This window comes from Chryseobacterium defluvii (assembly GCF_014204415.1).
In the GTDB taxonomy this organism is placed as follows: domain Bacteria; phylum Bacteroidota; class Bacteroidia; order Flavobacteriales; family Weeksellaceae; genus Chryseobacterium; species Chryseobacterium defluvii_A.
The window spans coordinates 157,424-176,160 of the sequence record NZ_JACHLE010000004.1; the positions used below are offsets into that span (position 1 = coordinate 157,424).

Annotated in this window: 13 protein-coding genes; 3 read left to right on the forward strand and 10 right to left on the reverse strand. The window is 39.7% G+C overall.

Annotated elements, in window-relative coordinates; genetic code table 11:
• Position 1: 1 nt before the first annotated feature.
• The 3 genes from HNP38_RS13970 to coaE are packed head-to-tail and all read left to right on the forward strand — an operon-like array spanning position 2 to position 2,127.
• Positions 2-613, forward strand: coding sequence for an FMN-binding negative transcriptional regulator (locus tag HNP38_RS13970; protein ID WP_184190568.1), 612 nt, complete (start codon positions 2-4; stop codon positions 611-613).
• 11 nt (positions 614-624) lie between these two features.
• The gene (locus tag HNP38_RS13975) at positions 625-1,491 is read left to right on the forward strand and encodes an MBL fold metallo-hydrolase (protein WP_184190570.1); all 867 of its coding nucleotides are present in this window, start codon (positions 625-627) and stop codon (positions 1,489-1,491) included.
• Between the two features lie 9 nt (positions 1,492-1,500).
• Positions 1,501-2,127 carry a dephospho-CoA kinase gene (gene coaE / locus HNP38_RS13980; RefSeq protein WP_184190572.1) on the forward strand — a complete coding sequence of 209 codons (627 nt, stop codon included), beginning with the start codon at positions 1,501-1,503 and terminating at the stop codon, positions 2,125-2,127.
• Between the two features lie 232 nt (positions 2,128-2,359).
• Here the strand turns inward: coaE and HNP38_RS13985 are convergent, their stop codons facing one another.
• From HNP38_RS13985 to HNP38_RS14030, 10 genes are all read right to left on the reverse strand, one after another.
• Positions 2,360-8,053 (reverse strand): GEVED domain-containing protein, encoded by a 5,694-nt coding sequence (locus HNP38_RS13985; RefSeq protein WP_184190574.1) that lies wholly within the window; start codon positions 8,051-8,053, stop codon positions 2,360-2,362.
• A gap of 203 nt (positions 8,054-8,256) precedes the next feature.
• Positions 8,257-8,916, reverse strand: a complete 660-nt coding sequence (locus tag HNP38_RS13990) for a DUF6048 family protein (protein WP_184190576.1) — start codon at positions 8,914-8,916, stop codon at positions 8,257-8,259.
• Positions 8,882-9,355 carry a DUF6452 family protein gene (locus tag HNP38_RS13995; protein WP_184190578.1) on the reverse strand — a complete coding sequence of 158 codons (474 nt, stop codon included), beginning with the start codon at positions 9,353-9,355 and terminating at the stop codon, positions 8,882-8,884. The genes HNP38_RS13990 and HNP38_RS13995 overlap by 35 nt, the downstream gene beginning before the upstream one ends.
• Positions 9,356-9,385: 30 nt before the next feature.
• On the reverse strand, positions 9,386-10,792 hold the full coding sequence (gene rlmD / locus HNP38_RS14000; protein WP_184190580.1) for a 23S rRNA (uracil(1939)-C(5))-methyltransferase RlmD: 1,407 nt from the start codon (positions 10,790-10,792) through the stop codon (positions 9,386-9,388).
• A 209-nt stretch (positions 10,793-11,001) separates the two neighbouring features.
• Positions 11,002-12,552, reverse strand: a complete 1,551-nt coding sequence (locus HNP38_RS14005) for a TlpA family protein disulfide reductase (RefSeq protein ID WP_184190582.1) — start codon at positions 12,550-12,552, stop codon at positions 11,002-11,004.
• A gap of 136 nt (positions 12,553-12,688) precedes the next feature.
• On the reverse strand, positions 12,689-13,456 hold the full coding sequence (locus tag HNP38_RS14010) for a succinate dehydrogenase/fumarate reductase iron-sulfur subunit (protein ID WP_184190584.1): 768 nt from the start codon (positions 13,454-13,456) through the stop codon (positions 12,689-12,691).
• Between the two features lie 24 nt (positions 13,457-13,480).
• Positions 13,481-14,056 (reverse strand): hypothetical protein, encoded by a 576-nt coding sequence (locus tag HNP38_RS14015; RefSeq protein WP_184190586.1) that lies wholly within the window; start codon positions 14,054-14,056, stop codon positions 13,481-13,483.
• Positions 14,057-14,065: 9 nt separating this feature from the next.
• Entirely contained in the window at positions 14,066-16,078 is a 2,013-nt protein-coding gene (locus HNP38_RS14020; protein ID WP_184190588.1) for a fumarate reductase/succinate dehydrogenase flavoprotein subunit, read from the reverse strand.
• 15 nt (positions 16,079-16,093) lie between these two features.
• On the reverse strand, positions 16,094-16,756 hold the full coding sequence (locus tag HNP38_RS14025) for a succinate dehydrogenase cytochrome b subunit (RefSeq protein WP_184190590.1): 663 nt from the start codon (positions 16,754-16,756) through the stop codon (positions 16,094-16,096).
• A 146-nt stretch (positions 16,757-16,902) separates the two neighbouring features.
• A complete protein-coding gene (locus tag HNP38_RS14030; RefSeq protein ID WP_184190592.1) occupies positions 16,903-18,672 on the reverse strand; it encodes a ComEC/Rec2 family competence protein in 1,770 nt (589 codons plus the stop codon).
• Between the last annotated feature and the right edge of the window lie 65 nt (positions 18,673-18,737).

The following is an 18,737-nucleotide window of genomic DNA, read 5'->3' on the forward strand; positions in this document are numbered from 1 at the left end:
TATGTATATTCCCAAATTATATAAAAGCGAAGATTATACTGTGATGAAAGAGATCATCAGAGAGAATGCTTTTGCATTGCTCATTTCGTCAGTGGATAAAATCAGGGCTACGCATTCAATGATGATGCTGAATGAGGACGATCCGGAACATATTTATCTGGAAACTCATATTTCAAAAGCCAATCCGCAGGCAAAAATCCTGAAAAACGGCGATGAAGTCCTTTGTGATTTTTTAGGAGCTCATACTTACATTTCCAGCAGCTGGTATGATCATATCAATGTATCTACATGGAATTATGAAGCGGTTCAGATCTATGGAAAGGTAGAACTGATGAACCGGGAAGAACTATATAATCATCTTGAAAAACTAACCTATACATACGAAAAAGTTCAGCAATGCCCGGTATTCGTCAAAGATATGGGCCGGGAATATGTGGAAAAGGAAATGAAAGGAGCTTTTGGGATAAAAATAATCCCTGCTGAAATATTTATTAAACAAAAACTTTCCCAAAACAGAAAAGAAGCAGATTTTCAGAATATTATTTACCATCTTGAAAAGTCAGATAACGATGGAAGAAAAATCGCTGAGAAAATGAAACTATTAAAAAAATAAACAAATATTATATGAAGTTATATCCTATACAATGTGGAAAATTTAAGCTGGACGGAGGTGCCATGTTCGGAGTCGTCCCGAAGAGTCTGTGGGAAAAGACTAATCCCGCAGACGAAAGAAATTTAATTGAACTGGGAACCCGGGCTTTGCTCATTGAAGACGGCAAAAAACTGATTTTAGTGGATTGCGGCCTCGGAAACAAACAGGATGAGAAGTTCTTTGGCCACTATTCTCTATGGGGCGATGACAATTTAGATAAAAACTTAAAAAAATATGGTTTTGTAAAAGAGGACATCACTGATGTTTTCCTGACGCATCTGCATTTTGACCATTGTGGCGGTGCCATTGAATGGAATGATGACAAGACAGGATACAGGCCTGCCTTTAAGAACGCCCAGTTCTGGACCAATGAAAACCACTGGCAATGGGCAACCGAACCTAACGCAAGGGAAAAAGCAAGTTTCCTGAAAGAAAATATCCTTCCTATGCAGGAAAGCGGACAACTCAACTTTTTACCGCTTCCAACCACCGGAAATTATGGTTTTGCCCCGGATCTGAAAATGGATGTGATCTTTGTTGACGGGCATACGGAAAAGCAAATGCTTCCCGTAGTTCAATATCAGGAAAAAACTATTGTTTTTGCAGCCGACCTTATTCCTACTGCCGGACATATCAACCAAGTGTATGTGATGGGTTATGATACAAGGCCTCTTCTAACATTAGAGGAAAAAGGGAAGTTTTTAAAGCAATGTATCGACAATGAATATCTGCTGTTCTTTGAGCACGATGCCCATCATGAACTTGCAAGCCTTAAAATGACCGACAAAGGGGTAAGGCTCGATGAGACCTATAGTTTTAATGAAGTTTTTGGATATTAATTTTTACATATGGAAGAATTATATTCAGAAGCAGCTAAGACAGAGCCACCGGCGAGGAAAATTATCGGTTTAACCGGAGGAATAGGTTCGGGGAAAACCACTGTTGCCCGTTTTATTGAGGAGCTCGGATTTCCGGTCTACTATTCTGATGACAGGGCAAAAACCATCGTTAATGATAATGAGGAGCTGAAAGTTAAGATCAAGGATCTTTTAGGAGAGCATGCCTATGACGAATCTGGTGTTTATGACCGGAAGTATGTGGCTGAAATGGTATTTAATAATGGCGATCTTCTCCAAAAATTAAATGAAATTATCCATCCTGCAGTCCGGATAGATTTTGAAGAATGGGTAAAGAGACAGCCCCAATATATGGTTTTTAAGGAAACGGCTCTATTATTTGAATTAAAACTTAACCTGCAATGCTATCGGTCAGTTTTGGTAACTGCGGAAGATAATATCAGAATAAAAAGGGTAATGGATCGTGACGGCAAAACCTACCGGGAGGTACAGGCAGTCATGGAAAAGCAAATGCCTGAAAAAGATAAGATAAAACTCGCAGATTGTGTTATCTATAACAACACTAATCTGGAAGACCTGAAAGAGCAAACAGAAAAAATCATCTTCGGAATTGAATAAAACAAAACCCGTCACTAGATTTCTGACGGGTTTTTCGTAGAGTATGACTAACTCTATATAATACCACTATTTATTTTTCATTTGATTCTATCTTTTTTCCTTCCATTATAACTTCAATGATGAGGAGAGACTCTTCACTTTGTTCAGAATGACAATTCAAATCAGTAAACTATAATACAAAAAAATAAGCCCTCATTTCTGAGAGCTTATTTTATTTATGAATGTTCAATTACTATTCTTTGATGAATTTCTTCTGAATAGATTTTGGACCGTCTTCAATATCTATTACATAAACACCGTTGACAAGCTTGCTCACATTGATCTGGTTATTCAACAGGATTCCACTAGCAATAAGCTGTCCTGATGCACCGTATATCTTATAATTCGCTTTTTTGCTGATATTCTTAACATACAGTACCGTACTCACCGGGTTAGGATAGATCATGATATCATCCTGGTTGGCAGAGTTAGGCGCCGGCTGCTTGGAAATTCTTACCGTATAATCCTCCACTTCTCCATTCTGGAAGCTCATACAGTTTACAGGAATACCATCTTTCTGCATGGCTACTCTCATCACTACATATTTATAGTCGGTCATACTAACAAATGCATTCGCCGGTACAGTAAATGTTCCTGACACAGGAGTTGTAGTACTTGGTGCAGAAGCAAGAATCCTTTCACTCGGTTCAAAAGTACCGCTTCTGTCAAAATCAATCCATACGGCAAGACCTGTATTGCTGTTAGCTCCTCCTGACTTCTCAATAGAAAGCTCATTACCCGTAGACCCCTGGATCAATTCAATAAATGTAGCCGGATTACCTGAATAATCTGTGTAATTAGATGCTCCTGAGGTATTTTCCATCGTAGGTTTTCCATTCGGCTTCACGGTAACTTTTGAGATATATACTGTAGCGGAGCTGGCAGAAGACATCTGACAGTATATCACGGTAGGTGTTGTGAAATGATACGGTGGAGTAAAGTTACCCGGAGTACCACTGCACATATTTGCAACCTGCAATTCGTATTGGGTAAGCTCTGTTAAACCTGTGATCGTGTAAGTATTGGTTGGTACCGATACAGTAGTCCAGCTCGGAATACCTACTTTTCTATATCTCAGGATATAAGAAGTTGCACCGGCAAACGGATCCCAAACCACTACAGCAGTTGTAGGAGTAAGGTTAGTGATCGTTAATCCCGGAGGAGGTATTTCACAGATTCTTTCGGTTGTAAAAACTTTAGGATTAGACCATGGATTGACTGTAGTTTCGCCGTTACAGATATTAGCAACCTGAACTTCATAAGTTGTATATGGGCTCAAGCCTGTAAGCGTGTATGTATTTGCCGGAGGTGCCGGTAAATTTACCGTAATCCATGTAGTGGTTCCTACTACCCTATATCTCATCACATAGGTTGAGCTTGCAACAAGCGGAGCCCAAGCAATCTGTGCAGAGTTGGTCGTAACATTACTTACCGTAACATTCGGAGGAGTAGGATCACATCTTGTAGTGAATGTCTTGATCGTTGTAGGCGTACCTGCTGTATTTCCACAAACCGCAGAGATCTGCACCTGGTAAGTCGTAGCAGGCGTTAAACCCGTCAGTGTCAACGGAACGTTTCCTAAAAGTGCAGATGCATATACATCCGTCCAGGCTGTTGTTCCCTGTACCCTGTATTGTACAAGATAAGTGATATTATTGGTAGCACCCGTCCAGTTAACTATGGCCGAGTTATGGGTAATCGTAGTAAATGTCGGCGCTCCCGGTGTGGTATTGGCACAAGGCCTTAATTTCACAGCATAGTCTTCCACTTCTCCGTTAAGTGCATTCTGGCACATCACCGAAGCACTTGTACGCTTCAATACTACTCTCATTGTTGTATTTAACGGACCGTTATAAGCAGTAGCCGGTACATTGAACAATGCTGTCACAGGGGTAGTAGTACTCGCTGCTGAGTTCAGTATTTGCTCACTGGTTTCGAATACTCCGTTTCTGTTAAAATCAATCCATGCAGATACTGCATCACTGTAAGATGTACCTGTCCAGCTTTTGGCAACGGATATCTTATTGCCATTAGAACCAATATCTAAAGTAATAAGTGTAGCCGGCGTTGTATAGCTGATATAATTGGTTTGTGCAGAATTATTGCTCATTGGCGGTATTCCCGGATTGACAGGAGTGATGGTAACATTGGAAATATGATCGTTAGTTCCTGTACCTGTCATAGGGCAATAAGTAATCGGTGTCGTTGTAAATACGGTAGAAGTAGACCAAGGTCCCTGTGTCCCGCCACATACTGTAGATACCTGCACTTCATATTGCGTCTGCTCGGTAAGACCTGTAATATTATAGCTGTTACCATTAATTACAGGGGAAGTTTGCCATGCTCCTACAGGAGAGGTTGTTCTCCATCTTACATAGTATGTGGCACCCGTTGCTCCGATCCATGAAACCGTTGCAGTAGTAGCCGCAATGTTAGACATTGTAATACCTGTTGGTGCCGCTGTTGTACATGGCTGAACATCAATAAATTTAACCTGATAATCTTCAACCTCTCCATTACTTGTAAGAGGTGAACAGGCATCAGCAGGTGTTAAGAAATATACAATCACACGCATTTTCAACTTATTCACTCCCACATAAGCATTTGCTGGAACTGCGAAGTTAGCCGTCACAGGCGTTGTGGAAGAATATCCTAAGTTCATTATTCTTTCACCTCCCGGCGTTGTAGAAGGGTTATTGTTGAAAAGCCCGTCACCGTTAAAATCTATCCATGCATAAGTAGAATAAGTACTTGAAAGGATTGTTCTTCCTACTGACAATACATTATTCGTTGTATTACGGGCTAATGTAATGATCTTTGAAGGATCTGTAGAGTAATCCGTATAGGTGCTTGGACCTGAATTATTGCTCATGATCGGAGTATTTACACCTGTCATGGTAATATTATTGATATAGCCATCCGTAACGGTAGCCGTACCTGAATTACAGTAAGTAATCGTAGGTGTGGTAAAGATTATAGACGGTGAGAATGCTCCCTGAGTACCTCCACAGATTGTAGAAACCTGTACCTCATACTGAGTCTGGCCATTAAGGTTAGCTATTACGTACGGGTTAGTTGCAGGGTTCACAGTGATCCATGCAGGTGCCCCTACTTGTCTGTATCTTAAAACATACATTGCTCCTGTAGTAGAGATCCATGAAACAGTTGCCGTTGAAGCAGTAACATTGGCTACGTTAAGATTGCTAGGCGGCGCTGTAGTACATGGCTGCATATCCACAAATTCAACAGCATAGTCTTCAATTTCTCCGCCTCCGCTTCCTGTAAGGTTAGAACATGGATTCGTGATCGTAAGCCATGACATGATCACACGCATTTTCACAATACCTGTGGCAGTAGTAGCAGGAACATTAAAGTTAGCAGTTACCGGAGTCGTAGTGGAATACCCCAGGTTCATTATTCTTTCAGTAGCATTATTTTCAAAAACTCCGTTTCCATTGAAGTCAACCCAGATGGATGTAGCATATGTACTTGACGGAATGAATCTGGATACTGAAACTGTATTATTAGCAGTACCTCTTACCATAGTAATCAGGGTAGCCGGATTCGTTGCATAATCCGTGTACAAACTTGCTCCTGAGTTATTACTCATTGCGTAAGAGTTCGTAGGATTTACCGTCACATTCGTAATATGCCCGTTGGAGTTGTTTGCTGTTACAGGACAGTAACCTATTGTTGCTGTTATAAATATTACCGAAGGAGAGAAACTTCCCTGTGTACCAGAGCACACATTCGCTACCTGCACTTCGTATTTTGTACCCATAGTTAATCCGTTTAATACCACACTGTTTGTAGTGGATGTAGTCTGTAACCAGGTTGTACTTCCTACCGGACGATATTGGATCACATAGGTTGCACCTACAGATGAGTTCCAGGTAACCGTAGCCTGGGTCTGGGTAACGGCAGAAACTGTCACACTCGCAGGTGGGGCTCCCGTACATACCGCTAAACTCGCGATAGTGGCATTTCCGATAGCATAGAATACGTTTCCAATGGCACTTACCCTGATCTTAACGTTAGTTCCCACCGGCAATGATCCGAAGTTTACATCTTCGTTTCCATCGTTCGCCGTTGAAGCGGAAAGAACAGTCCAAGTATTTCCGTTATCTGTTGTGAAATCAATCTTTACATTGGCTACGTTATATGGTGCTGATGCAGTATTGACAATATTCCAGGTTACATTCGTTGGCCCGTTGTTATAGGCAGTAGTAGTCGTTACCGTAAAAGGCCCGTCATTACCTACAACAATTACCTGCTCTTCATATTCGGTTTGCTGCTGGGTAGGATTGGCATTGTTATCTCTTACCGTTACGGCAAAATTTGTAGTTCTTGGAACCATGGAAACGGATTCCCAAAGGTTGTTCGAGTTATTCAGAACTCCTGCCAATACAGAAGATAATCTGGGAAAATATCTTGTCGGGCTTGTGGTCGGATTTAAGGATCTGAATGTAGCTCCACTGGTCGTTGTCCCTAAATTGGCAGAATTGACCACCACATTTGCATTGTCAATTTCTTCCCAGGTATAGGTCATTGGATCATTTTCAGGATCCGTAGCTGAGGCCGTCAATACAAATGCTGTTCCTTTAGGAATATTATATGTAGGCGGTACTGCAATTACCGGCGGGTTGTTTGTTATCGCAGTTTCAACGTCACAGGTTTTGCTTATTAAATTAGCCTGAACCTGAACAATACTTCCAATATGAAAATAAGGATCTGAATTAGACTGAACATCTGTACCTGCGCCTGTAATTCCGGCATATCCCATAATCGTAGAACCTGATCCCGGCTCCATTTGTACCGGATTTCCCTGCATACTGTGAGAGAAGGTATGATACGCCCCCAACTGATGCCCCATTTCGTGAGCCACATAGTCGATGTCAAATGTATCTCCCTGAGGGTTTGTATTCTGTGTGAAAGCAGATCCTTTCTGCAGTGCAGTGCTACTCGCAGGATTGATACATACACATCCTATACAGCCTGCATTTCCGTTTCCTCCTGCGGCATTAAATACGTGCCCGATATCATAATTGGCATTTCCAACATTCGCTGTAAGGGTCTGCTGTAATTGCAGGTTTAAATTGTTTGTATACGGGTCAGTTGCTGCGTTTGTATAAATGATGTTCGGAAAGTTCTGAACATTAAGGTGTAAAGCGAAATCTTTTTCAAAAACCCCGTTCACACGCGTCATGGTTGCATTAATAGCCGTTAATGCCCCTGCAACAGTACCTCCGAAGAACTGGGTATACTCACCTGTAACGGATATGGCCAATCGCATGGTCCTGTATTTCTTATCAGAGCTTTTTGCGAAATCATTAGGCTGATTGGTAAATAATTTCCCTTTCTGATAAAGCTTTTCCAGTTCCTGTCTGGCAACCGGATCTTCTGTTGTAGAACATAAAAAGCCTTCTTTGTCTTTAGCGGTCTTAGGATGCACACCATAAACCGTTTTATTCTGATCAACAGGTTCTATGAATTCATAGTGCCCGTTTTTGATGATCATCGACTGAAAGTCATTAGGAGCCAAACTGAATCTCAACTGCTTACCGGGATCATCTATCCCCACTCCCACATAAGAACCTAATTGGTACTGGTCTGCCAGTTCTTTCACCATAACAGGAAAGCTGTAGACCGCAAATCTTTCGATTTTTCCATCCATAGTTGGCAATGATACGGTAACGGGCTTTGCATTTTTCCCCATTTCCTGTGCTCCTGCCAATTGAGATTTTAATTCGGAAATATCCAGAACATAGTATTCTTTAATGTCTGAACTTCCCCTGGTTTTTTCTCCACTGTAAGGCGTGGGTCTCCACTGTGCACTGGAGATCGCAAACAAACAGAGGAGAAAGAAAGAAGTAAAAATTTTCTTCATAACTTTCTCAATATATTATATTAATCATACAAATCTAGTCATTTTTTTGTACTAATTTATGAGCACTACCATTTTTTTTATACAAACTTCGCAACAATTTACTTTATGATTTAAGAAATAAAAAAATCCTTAGGTTTTACCTAAAGATTTTCATTTAATAGCATTCAAATTGTAAATATTCAATAATATTATACAATAAATTTTTAAAATTTATAAGCGATATTCCATGCGAAACCCATATTGAATTTGGATGAACTTCTTCCTAATCCGGGAACGATCATCGGGCTTATTTCTTCCTGCTTTGTAGTATATATAAGATATTTAGGCTGCATATTGACATCAATATAAAAACTGGACTCGAACAGCTGCACCCTTCCTCCTATGGCTCCCTCTATCCAATAGGTAGATTGTGCAGAAGACGGAAAGGCAACGGAGGAACTGCTTCCCCCAAATCCGCGAACGGGAACCGCCATATATTCCTGATTATAAAATGAGCCAGCCACTTTACCTCCTGCATAGAATCCGTTGAATTCGTTTTCAGCATCTTTTGCCAGCATATATAAAGCACCCAGTTTTATAAACGGGCCGTTTACTTTTGCATCGTATCCGTTCTTTTGGTATACATTGGTTTCAAAACCGGCTTCCACAATACCATGAAGATTGTTTTTTATTTTTGAGGAAATGAAACCCTGATAAAGCTTCCTGTCTGAAAAAAAGGAAACTCCTGTATTGAGAACATCAACTCCCACCATGAAATTGGGTTCATATTTCCATTTTTCTTTTTTTCCTTTATCCTGATCCTGAGCAAACCCCAGGATACCTGCCAGACTAAAAAAGAAGGTAAAGATTAGTCTTGTCTTCATTCTCTATAAAATTTTGTCCCAGTTCTACTCCCAGAACAGGGTTTGATATTATTAATTCTGAACTCAGGTTTTCATAGTTCTTCTTCACACCGCATCCCGGAGAAACGTATGATGATTTTGTCGTGTAGCTAACCTTAACTTCAGATTCATTGCTATTTTTCCTGGTTTTAAAATACAACTGCGTAGAGGGAGAATCGTCTACACGTACCGGAATGAGAACGTTATCTATATTTGTTTTCCAGCCTAAATCTACTTTCCCGGAACCATAGTTTACGAATACCTGTAAGGAATCCAGTGTTACAGTTTTGCCAATGGAATTTTTGAACATGACCCTCATTCTTGGGGTTCCTTCACCGCTTTCGCAGATATCGTCATCTCCGCCACAGGACCACACAAGCCCTAAAAAGATAATGGATATGAGGAATTTAAAATATTTCATATAACGATTTGATCTTCAAATTTAAATAATTTATTTCTTAATGAGTAAAGCAATATTTTCCACATGATGGGTCTGCGGGAACATATCTACCGGCAAGATCTTTACCAGTGTATAGTGCTCTTTCATTAAAGCCAGGTCTCTCGCCTGGGTCGCGGAATTACAGCTTACATACACCACTTTTTCAGGAGACAGCTTGAGGATCTGCTCTACTACTTTCTGGTGCATGCCGTCTCTTGGCGGATCGGTAATTAATACATCTGCTTTAGGATGGTTTTGTAAAAACTCGTCATTGAAGATGTCTTTCATATCTCCACAGTAGAACGTACAGTTTTCGAGGCCGTTCAATTGGGCATGTTCAATGGCCGCATTTATTGCTTCCTGAACGGATTCTATTCCTATTACCTGCTTAGCCTTTCTCGCCACATACTGCGCTATTGTTCCTGTTCCTGTATAGAGGTCGTAAACTACTTCACTCCCTTTCAGATCTGCAAATTCAAGTGTTTTTCTATAGAGCTCCAATGCCTGCTTATAATTGGTCTGGAAAAAGGACTTCGGGCCGATCTTAAATTTCAGACCATCCATTTCTTCCATCAGGAAGCCTTCTCCGGAATATATCTTAATATCCAGATCGTAAATGGAATCGTTCTGCTTAGGATTAATGGCATATACTAAAGTGCTGATCTGCGGGAATTTCTCTAATAGAAATTCAAAGAGCTTTTCCCTATTCTCCTTTTCTTCTCTGTAAAGCTGGAACAACACCATCCATTCTCCTTTGGAGTTCTGTCTCATCATGAGTGTTCTCAGGAAGCCTTCCTGGTTTTTCACATCAAAAAAATCCAGGCCGTTTTTATCTCCATAATCTCTTACGGCAAGCCTGATCGCATTGGATGGGTCTTCCTGAAGAAAACATTCTTTCAAATCCAGAATTTTACTCCACATTCCCGGAATATGGAAGCCCAGGGCATTTTTATCATTAATATCCCCCTGTGAGTTTACTTCTTCTGCGGTAAGCCAGCGTGCATTGGAGAATGAAAACTCCATTTTATTTCTGTAAAAGTACTCTTCCGCGGAACCTAAGATCGGCAGGGTTTCAAAATCATCCAGCCCTCCGATTCGTTTGATATTGTTATAAACTTCTTCCTGCTTGAAATCCAACTGTTTTTCATAGCTCATATTCTGCCATTTGCAGCCTCCGCATGATCCGAAGTGCATACATCTGGGATCAACTCTGAAGGGCGATTTTTCCAGTACTTCTACGGCTTCGGCCTCATAATATTTGGATTTGGATTTTTTCACTCTTGCATTCACAACATCTCCGGGGATCGCTCCGGAAACCAACACTGTTTTCCCGTCCTCTGTTTTCCCGATAGCCACTCCTTTTGCACCTGCACTTAGAAGCTTTATATTTTCAAGAATAATATTTTTCTTCTTTTTCATTCCACAAATTCTATTTTTTCTATATGGTTTTATATCCCATTTTAAGTTAACAGGATTCAACCTATCCTTGTATTAAATCGCCCCTTCGGGACTTCGGGCACTCCCTTCTTCTCTATCTGTTTGCTTTTGAATTGCCTCTGATTTATCCTGCAAAAATACGATAAAAAAAACCTTATCCGGAGATAAGGCTTTATCTATATTAAAGTTTATTATTTTGCCTGTGCCGGCTGAGGGTTTGCTGCCGGAGGTGGCGGAGGAGGAGTCGCCTGCATCGCTGCCGGATCTATTCCCAACCCTTGCTGTAACTGAACTCTCGGATCTACTTTCGGAGCAGTAAGGCCGGTTTGCTTGTCAAGCACAGTTACCAGTTCAGGATCTCCGAGGTTGAAGAATGGCTTGCTTGCAATTTTTCCGTCTTTATCTACTATAAAGAAGCACGGTAATTTAAAGCCATATACTCCATATTTCTGTGCCATATCTGAATTCAATCCGCCAGTTGCATAAACGTTAGTACCTGTAATTCCTTTTAATAATGAATTGCTTGTTTTTACAAATTGTTCTTTTGTATCATCTACGTTCACGAATACAAAATTCATTTTGGATTTATAGAAATTCACCACTTCCTTCAATACCGGAATGGCAGATTCACCAATGTAAGGGTTCCAGGATGCATAGAAAACCAGCATATAAGGCTTTCCTTTGTTTTCAGAAACTTTATAGGCTTTATCATCCTGTTTTACCAAGGAAGCTTCAGGAGCGGGCTCACCCACTTTGAAACCGTTGATGGCAAACTGAATTTTCTTCAGGTCACTTTTGATCGTTGCATCTTTAATGTCTGTATCAATAATTTTTCTGATCTTATCTGCAGTTGCCACAGGGGTGGTAGGATGTATATCCGACTGAGCCATTACGAACGCCAAAAGATAATCTTTTGCTGTCTGTGACAGATCTTTTTTATCTTTCAGATACTGACTGAATAGTTCTGAGGTAGTAACATCTGTTTTCCCTTTGGTTTTTCCTTCTGCATATTTCTGGAAGTCAGGACTCATTTTTGATAAAAGATAGCTTCTGTAAGCCGGATTTCCTTTTACCATTTCATCTTTATTGGTCTGAAGTTTGTTTTCGTAGTCCGTAAATGCTTTCGTCACTTTAAATGAAGGGTTACCCATTTGCTTATGACTAAGGTCATATTGTGTCATGATGGTAAGCAATGTACCTGCGATATCATTTTTCTTCCACTGAACAAGCTCATTATCCGGGTTGAATTTCTTAACGTTTTCTTCGATATTCTTATTAATATCAGCTTCCACTTTCTGAATTCCTTTAAGGAAGGTTTTCTCATCCTTCATCAACAACTCATTCATATTTACGGTCTGGGCATAGTTGCCTAGGTATTTCTGGGTTGCCATAAGGAAGTCGTTATTCTGTTTGGCATCACCTGTAATTACATATTCCATCGGGAATGTGGATCCGTTTCCTGAGATCTCCAACTTTTGTCCTCCTTTCAGATAGATCAGGTTTTGTTTTCCTGCATAGGAAACCACATACATGCCATTTTTAGGAGCTTCAAAACTCCCGGAAAATGTTCCGTCATTTTTCAATCCGATATTGATCAATGGAAGGGTAGCTACTCCTGAAGCTTCAATAAATTCTATTCTTTCCAATGGAGAACTTCCTGTAATTTTTCCTTTTACTTCAACTTTTTTAGAGCAAGACATTGCAAATACTGCAATGATAAACAATAAAAGATATTTTTTCATTTTGATTTTTAATAATTGAACAAAAATAGGTTTTTCGGTATACTAAACCCAATTTAAAAGTATTTTTTATGAAAGATTTAACTAAAAAAATCGCCATCCAAGGAGGAGACGATTTTTTCATCTATTTAAAATAATTTTATCCTTTATCTACAAGAGCTGCCATGTATTCTCTGTTCATTCTGGCAATATTTTCCAAAGAGATTCCTTTAGGACATTCTACTTCGCAGGCTCCTGTATTAGAACAGTTCCCAAATCCTTCTTCATCCATTGCTTTTACCATATTCAGAACTCTTCGTTTTCCTTCTACCCTACCTTGCGGAAGCAATGCGAATTGAGAAACTTTAGCTCCCACAAACAACATTGCAGAACCGTTTTTACAGGTTGCCACACAGGCTCCGCAACCGATACATGCCGCAGCATCCATTGCCTTATCTGCATCATCCTTAGGAACCGGGATTGCATTGGCATCCAACGTATTTCCCGAAGTGTTCACAGAAACGAAACCTCCAGCAGCCATAACCCTGTCAAATGCACTCCTGTCTACCATAAGGTCTTTAATAACCGGGAAAGCAGCACTTCTCCAAGGCTCAATAACGATGGTTTCTCCATCTTTAAACATTCTCATGTGAAGCTGACAGGTTGTAATACCTGTATCCGGGCCATGAGCCCTGCCATTGATATAAAGGGAACACATCCCGCAAATCCCTTCACGGCAATCATGGTCGAAAGCTACAGGTTCTTTTCCTTCGTTAATTAAGTTTTCATTAAGGATGTCCAGCATTTCCAAAAATGAAGAGTCTGTAGAAACATCCGATATTTTATAGGTCTCAAACTGACCTTTTGATTTATTATTTTTTTGTCTCCAAATTTTCAGCGTAAGATGTAAGCCTTTTTTTGCACTCATAGTTGTATATTTATAGGTTGGAGATTATTTTGTTGGTTTATCTGCATTTTCAAATTTCATCCCTGAAGTTAAAACTGCAATTTTATTTGAATTTTTACTTTTCAGCTCCTGATATTTTTCCATTGCTTTTGCAATACTTTCAGATTTATCTTCTTCAGATTTAGCATACAGCTGTTTAGTACCATTTTTTACAACCTGATAAAAAACTTTTTTATCCTTGAATTCATTTGGGTTCATTGGCCTGAGGTTTACTCCAGCAACAAAAGCTCCCATTTGTCCTTCCGCATTGATAACATATACAGAATTAGGTTCCAGATCTGCCTCAATATAATCCCTGTTTTCCGCACCTGCCCAAAATAAATGCTGTCCGGGTTCACATTCATACACTAAATATTTCCCACTTGCAAGCGATCCCAAGAATACATCTTTATCGTAAATTCTAAAATTGATCAGAGCTCCGGCTCCGGTTTTCAAAATATAAACCAGGGACTTGCCTTCTGAAGGTTTATCTATAGCCTGCGTGGTTACTTTCTGAGAAAAAGCAGCAGAAAAGCCAAAGAAAATGGCAAATAATAAAAATACTTTTGTTAAATTCTTCATAACTGACTGCTATTTATAACTTCTTGTTTTAACCTCAATATTGTCATAGATCAGGTCTTCCTTATGCAGAACCTCCTGGTTGATGTCTGCTCCCTGATATTCCCAGGCTCCTACATATTTGTAGTTTACGTCATCTCTTTCTGCCTCTCCGTCCGGGGTTGAATGATCTTCACGGAAATGTCCTCCACAGGATTCATTTCTGTGCAATGCATCGATGGCCATTAATTGACCCAATTCAAGGAAATCTGCCACTCTGAATGCTTTTTCAAGCTCTGTATTCATTCCATCAGCTTCACCCGGAACTTTTACATTCTTCCAGAAGTCATTTCTTACCTCTTCGATCTCTTTGATCGCTTCTCTTAATCCTTCAGGAGTTCTTCCCATTCCTACTTTATTCCACATGATGTGTCCTAATCTCTTATGGAAATGGTCTACCGAATGGGTACCTTTATTATTCAGGAAGAAATCTACTTTATCTTTGATCCCTTTTTCAGCTTCATCAAATGAAGTTGAGTCGGTAGGAATAGCGCCCGTTCTGATGTCTGCAGACAGATAGTCTGCAATTGTATATGGCAATACAAAGTATCCGTCAGCAAGACCTTGCATCAGTGCAGATGCTCCCAGCCTGTTGGCTCCGTGATCTGAGAAGTTAGCTTCACCGATTACGAAACATCCCGGAATGGTAGACTGAAGATTATAATCAACCCAAACACCGCCCATAGTATAGTGAACTGCCGGGTAGATCTTCATTGGGGTTTTGTAAGGATCATCTGCGGTAATTTTTTCGTACATTACGAATAAGTTACCATATTTTTCCTCAACCCATTTCTTACCCAGATCATAGATCTGCTGATCTGTAGGGTTATGAATATGTTTTTCGATGGCGGATTCTTTCCCTTTTTTCATGATCTCTGTAGAGAAATCCAGGTAAACACCTTCCTGAGTATCATTATTCTCGATTCCGAAACCGGCATCACATCTTTCTTTAGCTGCTCTGGACGCAACGTCTCTAGGCACCAGGTTACCGAAAGCAGGATATCTTCTTTCCAAATAATAATCCCTGTCTTCTTCTTTAATATTTTCAGGTCTCAATTTACCTTCTCTGATCGCTACTGAATCTTCATGCTTTTTAGGAACCCAGATCCTTCCTGAGTTTCTTAATGACTCAGACATCAAAGTTAGTTTAGACTGCTGTGTTCCGTGAACCGGAATACAGGTCGGGTGGATCTGTACATAACAAGGATTGGCAAAGTACGCTCCTTTTTTGTGGATTTTCCAGGCAGCCGAAACGTTCGATCCCATTGCGTTGGTAGAAAGAAAGTATACATTTCCGTACCCTCCTGAAGCAATGACTACCGCGTGAGCAGAGTGTCTTTCAATTTCTCCTGTTACAAGGTTTCTTGCAATGATTCCTCTGGCTTTCCCGTCAACGATTACAAGATCCAACATTTCATGACGGTTATACATTTTGATTCTGCCTTTACCGATCTGACGGCTCATGGCAGAATAGGCACCTAATAATAACTGCTGACCTGTCTGTCCTTTTGCATAAAAAGTTCTTTTTACCTGAACCCCACCAAATGAACGGTTATCTAGCTGACCTCCGTATTCTCTTCCGAAAGGAACACCCTGTGCAACACATTGGTCGATAATATTGGCAGAAACTTCAGCTAATCTGTATACGTTTGCTTCTCTTGCTCTATAGTCTCCTCCTTTTATCGTATCATAGAATAATCTATAGGTAGAGTCCCCATCTCCCTGATAATTCTTGGCGGCATTGATACCTCCCTGAGCGGCAATAGAGTGCGCTCTTCTTGGGGAATCCTGATAGCAGAATGCCTTTACGTTATAGCCCTGCTCGGCTAAAGTAGCCGCTGCAGAACCTCCTGCCAGACCTGTACCTACAACAATAATATCAATCTTATCTCTGTTGTTGGGTGCAACAAGGTTCATATGGTCTTTATGATTTTTCCATTTGTCCTTAAGAGGACCAGCCGGAATTCTTGAATCTAGTTTACTCATATTAGTATATTGATATTATTGAGTTACAAAATGGAAAATTGCGATAATGATAAATCCTAGCGGAATAAGGATAGAATACCAGTTCCCTAAAGCTTTGATCACCGGGGTATATTTTGGATGTCTTGCTCCAACTGACTGGAATGAAGACTGGAAACCGTGAGCAAGGTGAAGACCTAATAGCACGAATGCCACTACATAAAGAGCGACTCTCCATACATCATGAAACTTGTGGTGAAGCTCGCCCCAATATCTTGTTTCATCCGGTGTATTTCCCTGAATATATTTATAGTTCATTTCCGGGAAATAAAAATCATAGAAATGAAGGGCAAGAAATGCAAGAACTACCGCTCCCGAGATAATCATATTTCTTGACATCCAGGAAGAATTTGCTGCACCATTGTTGTTAGCATACTTTACCGGACGAGCTTTGTTATTTTTTATCTCAAGAACAAAACCCATCACAAAATGGAAAATCACAGCAAACATCAAAACCGGCTGCATCAGATACTGCACAAACGGATTGTATCCCATAAAATGAGAAGCCTCATTGAAAACATCTTCACTGAAAACAGATGTCATGTTGGTAGACATGTGCATCACTAAGAAAATCAGCAGAAACATTGCCGAAAGTGCCATTGCATACTTCCTACCTATTGTAGAACTTGTTAAACCTGCCATATTAAGCTTAAATTTGAATTTCCACAAAATTAAGAAATGTTAACAATATCGAAAAGTGAGAAATCTCACAATTAGCCAGTTTGTAATCTTTCTAAATAAGAAATGTAAAGCATTATAAGTAAAGGAAAAAGGGGAATTATCATCAATTAATTTATCTCATAAATCTTACCCTGATACACCACCTTTTGTATTGAAGGCGAAAAAGTCCTTATTTCAGTTTTCCTCAGTCTTCTCGAAGCAGCGTACGGGTTGACAATGTATCTGACAATTTTCTCTTTATCTGCATTTTCACTTACCCAAAAGCAGGCCTCATCTTTTCTTTTTACTGAAAAAACCTTGTCTTTATAGAAATCATGAAGCAGTGTTTCCTCTTTCCGGTCTTCAACGATATTAAAACCGGCTCTTATGATGAAAAATACTAAAACCGCTATTCCCAGTCTGCCTATATTTTTAAAGTTAATCTTTACAATCACAAACCTCAGCCAGTAAATGATGGCAGACAAAGCGAAAACTTCGGTCAGGTTTAATGGAATATTTTCAAAAAACAAACCATCGAAACCTGCAAACCAATGAATGCTTTTTAACAAAATTTTAATTATAAAGTCATACACCACGCTGATCAAATGAAAATCAAGATCAAAAGCAATAAGAGCTGTCATTAAGAACGAAAAGATGATAATAACCTCTGAAAAAGGAACAATAAAAAAGTTGGCAACAATTGAAATGAAGGAAAACTGATGAAAATAATACAACACGAGCGGAAGTGTCCCCAATTGCGCAGAAATGGAAATTGAAACCGTATTAAAGATCAGTTTTTTGAAATAATTGTCCTGATCTGGCAGGTATTTTAAGATCGGCTGATTTAACCAGAAAATACCAAGAACGGCAGCAAAGCTCAATTGAAAACCAACATCGAAAAGCTGATGGGTATCCGGCATTAAAATGATAAAAGCCGATAGTGATAAAGAATGCAGAAGATCCGGCTTTCTTTGAAGAAGAACATACACAAAATAAACACTAAGCATGATGCAAGAACGCAGCACCGAATTTCCAAACCCGATAAATCCTGCAAACAGCCATATCAAAATCAGGCTTAAGATCACGGTATACTTTCTGAATTTCAAAGGGAGAAAACGGGTAAGAAAAAAATAAAACAGTCCGAAGATAATGACGATGTGGGTTCCCGATATCGCTAAAAAATGAACCAATCCCGACCGGTTGAAATCCTTTACGGTTTCAGGATCCATTTCCGTTCTGTCTGCCAGAATGATTCCCTTCAGGAATGAAGTACTTTGACGAGATATTCCGGCATGGTCAATCTTTTGTAATACTTCAAATCTTTTCTGTAAGATCACATCATTGAATGCCATATCATTTCTCCTTACAGAGGTAACCTGACCGGAAATATAGCACTGATATCCCACATCTCCACGTCTCAGATACTTCGCATAATCAAACTGAAAATCATATTTCGGGGATTTTGGCCGTACCAAGTATGCTTCTGCCTTATAATAATGGATAAAATCCAGCTCCGGGCTATTTTCAGGAAGAAACACAACTGAATTCAAATATTCTTTATCCAACTGAATAACAGCCATATATTTCTTATGTTTTTCGGTTGAGTTCAGCTTTTTAGAGATTCTGAAAACCACAGTTTTACCAGCAGGAACCGGAATGTCTTTAAACACCCTCGTATTAAAAGAGTGAAGCAGAATTCCTGACACAAAAAACAGGATTCCCAGTAAAAAAGATCTGATTCTGTGCAGGAAATAGGATTGAAAAAACACGGCAATCAATACCAGTATAAAACTCCCGATAACCCAATAAATATATGCTTTACCCATCGATACCTGCTCCTGAAAAAATATTCCAAGAACAAAACATATGACCAGTATAAGAAGCGGCTGTTTGTTCAACTGCAATCATTTAAGCTCCCAAATTAATCAATTAATCAGGATATGAACAGCTCTGAATTAACAGG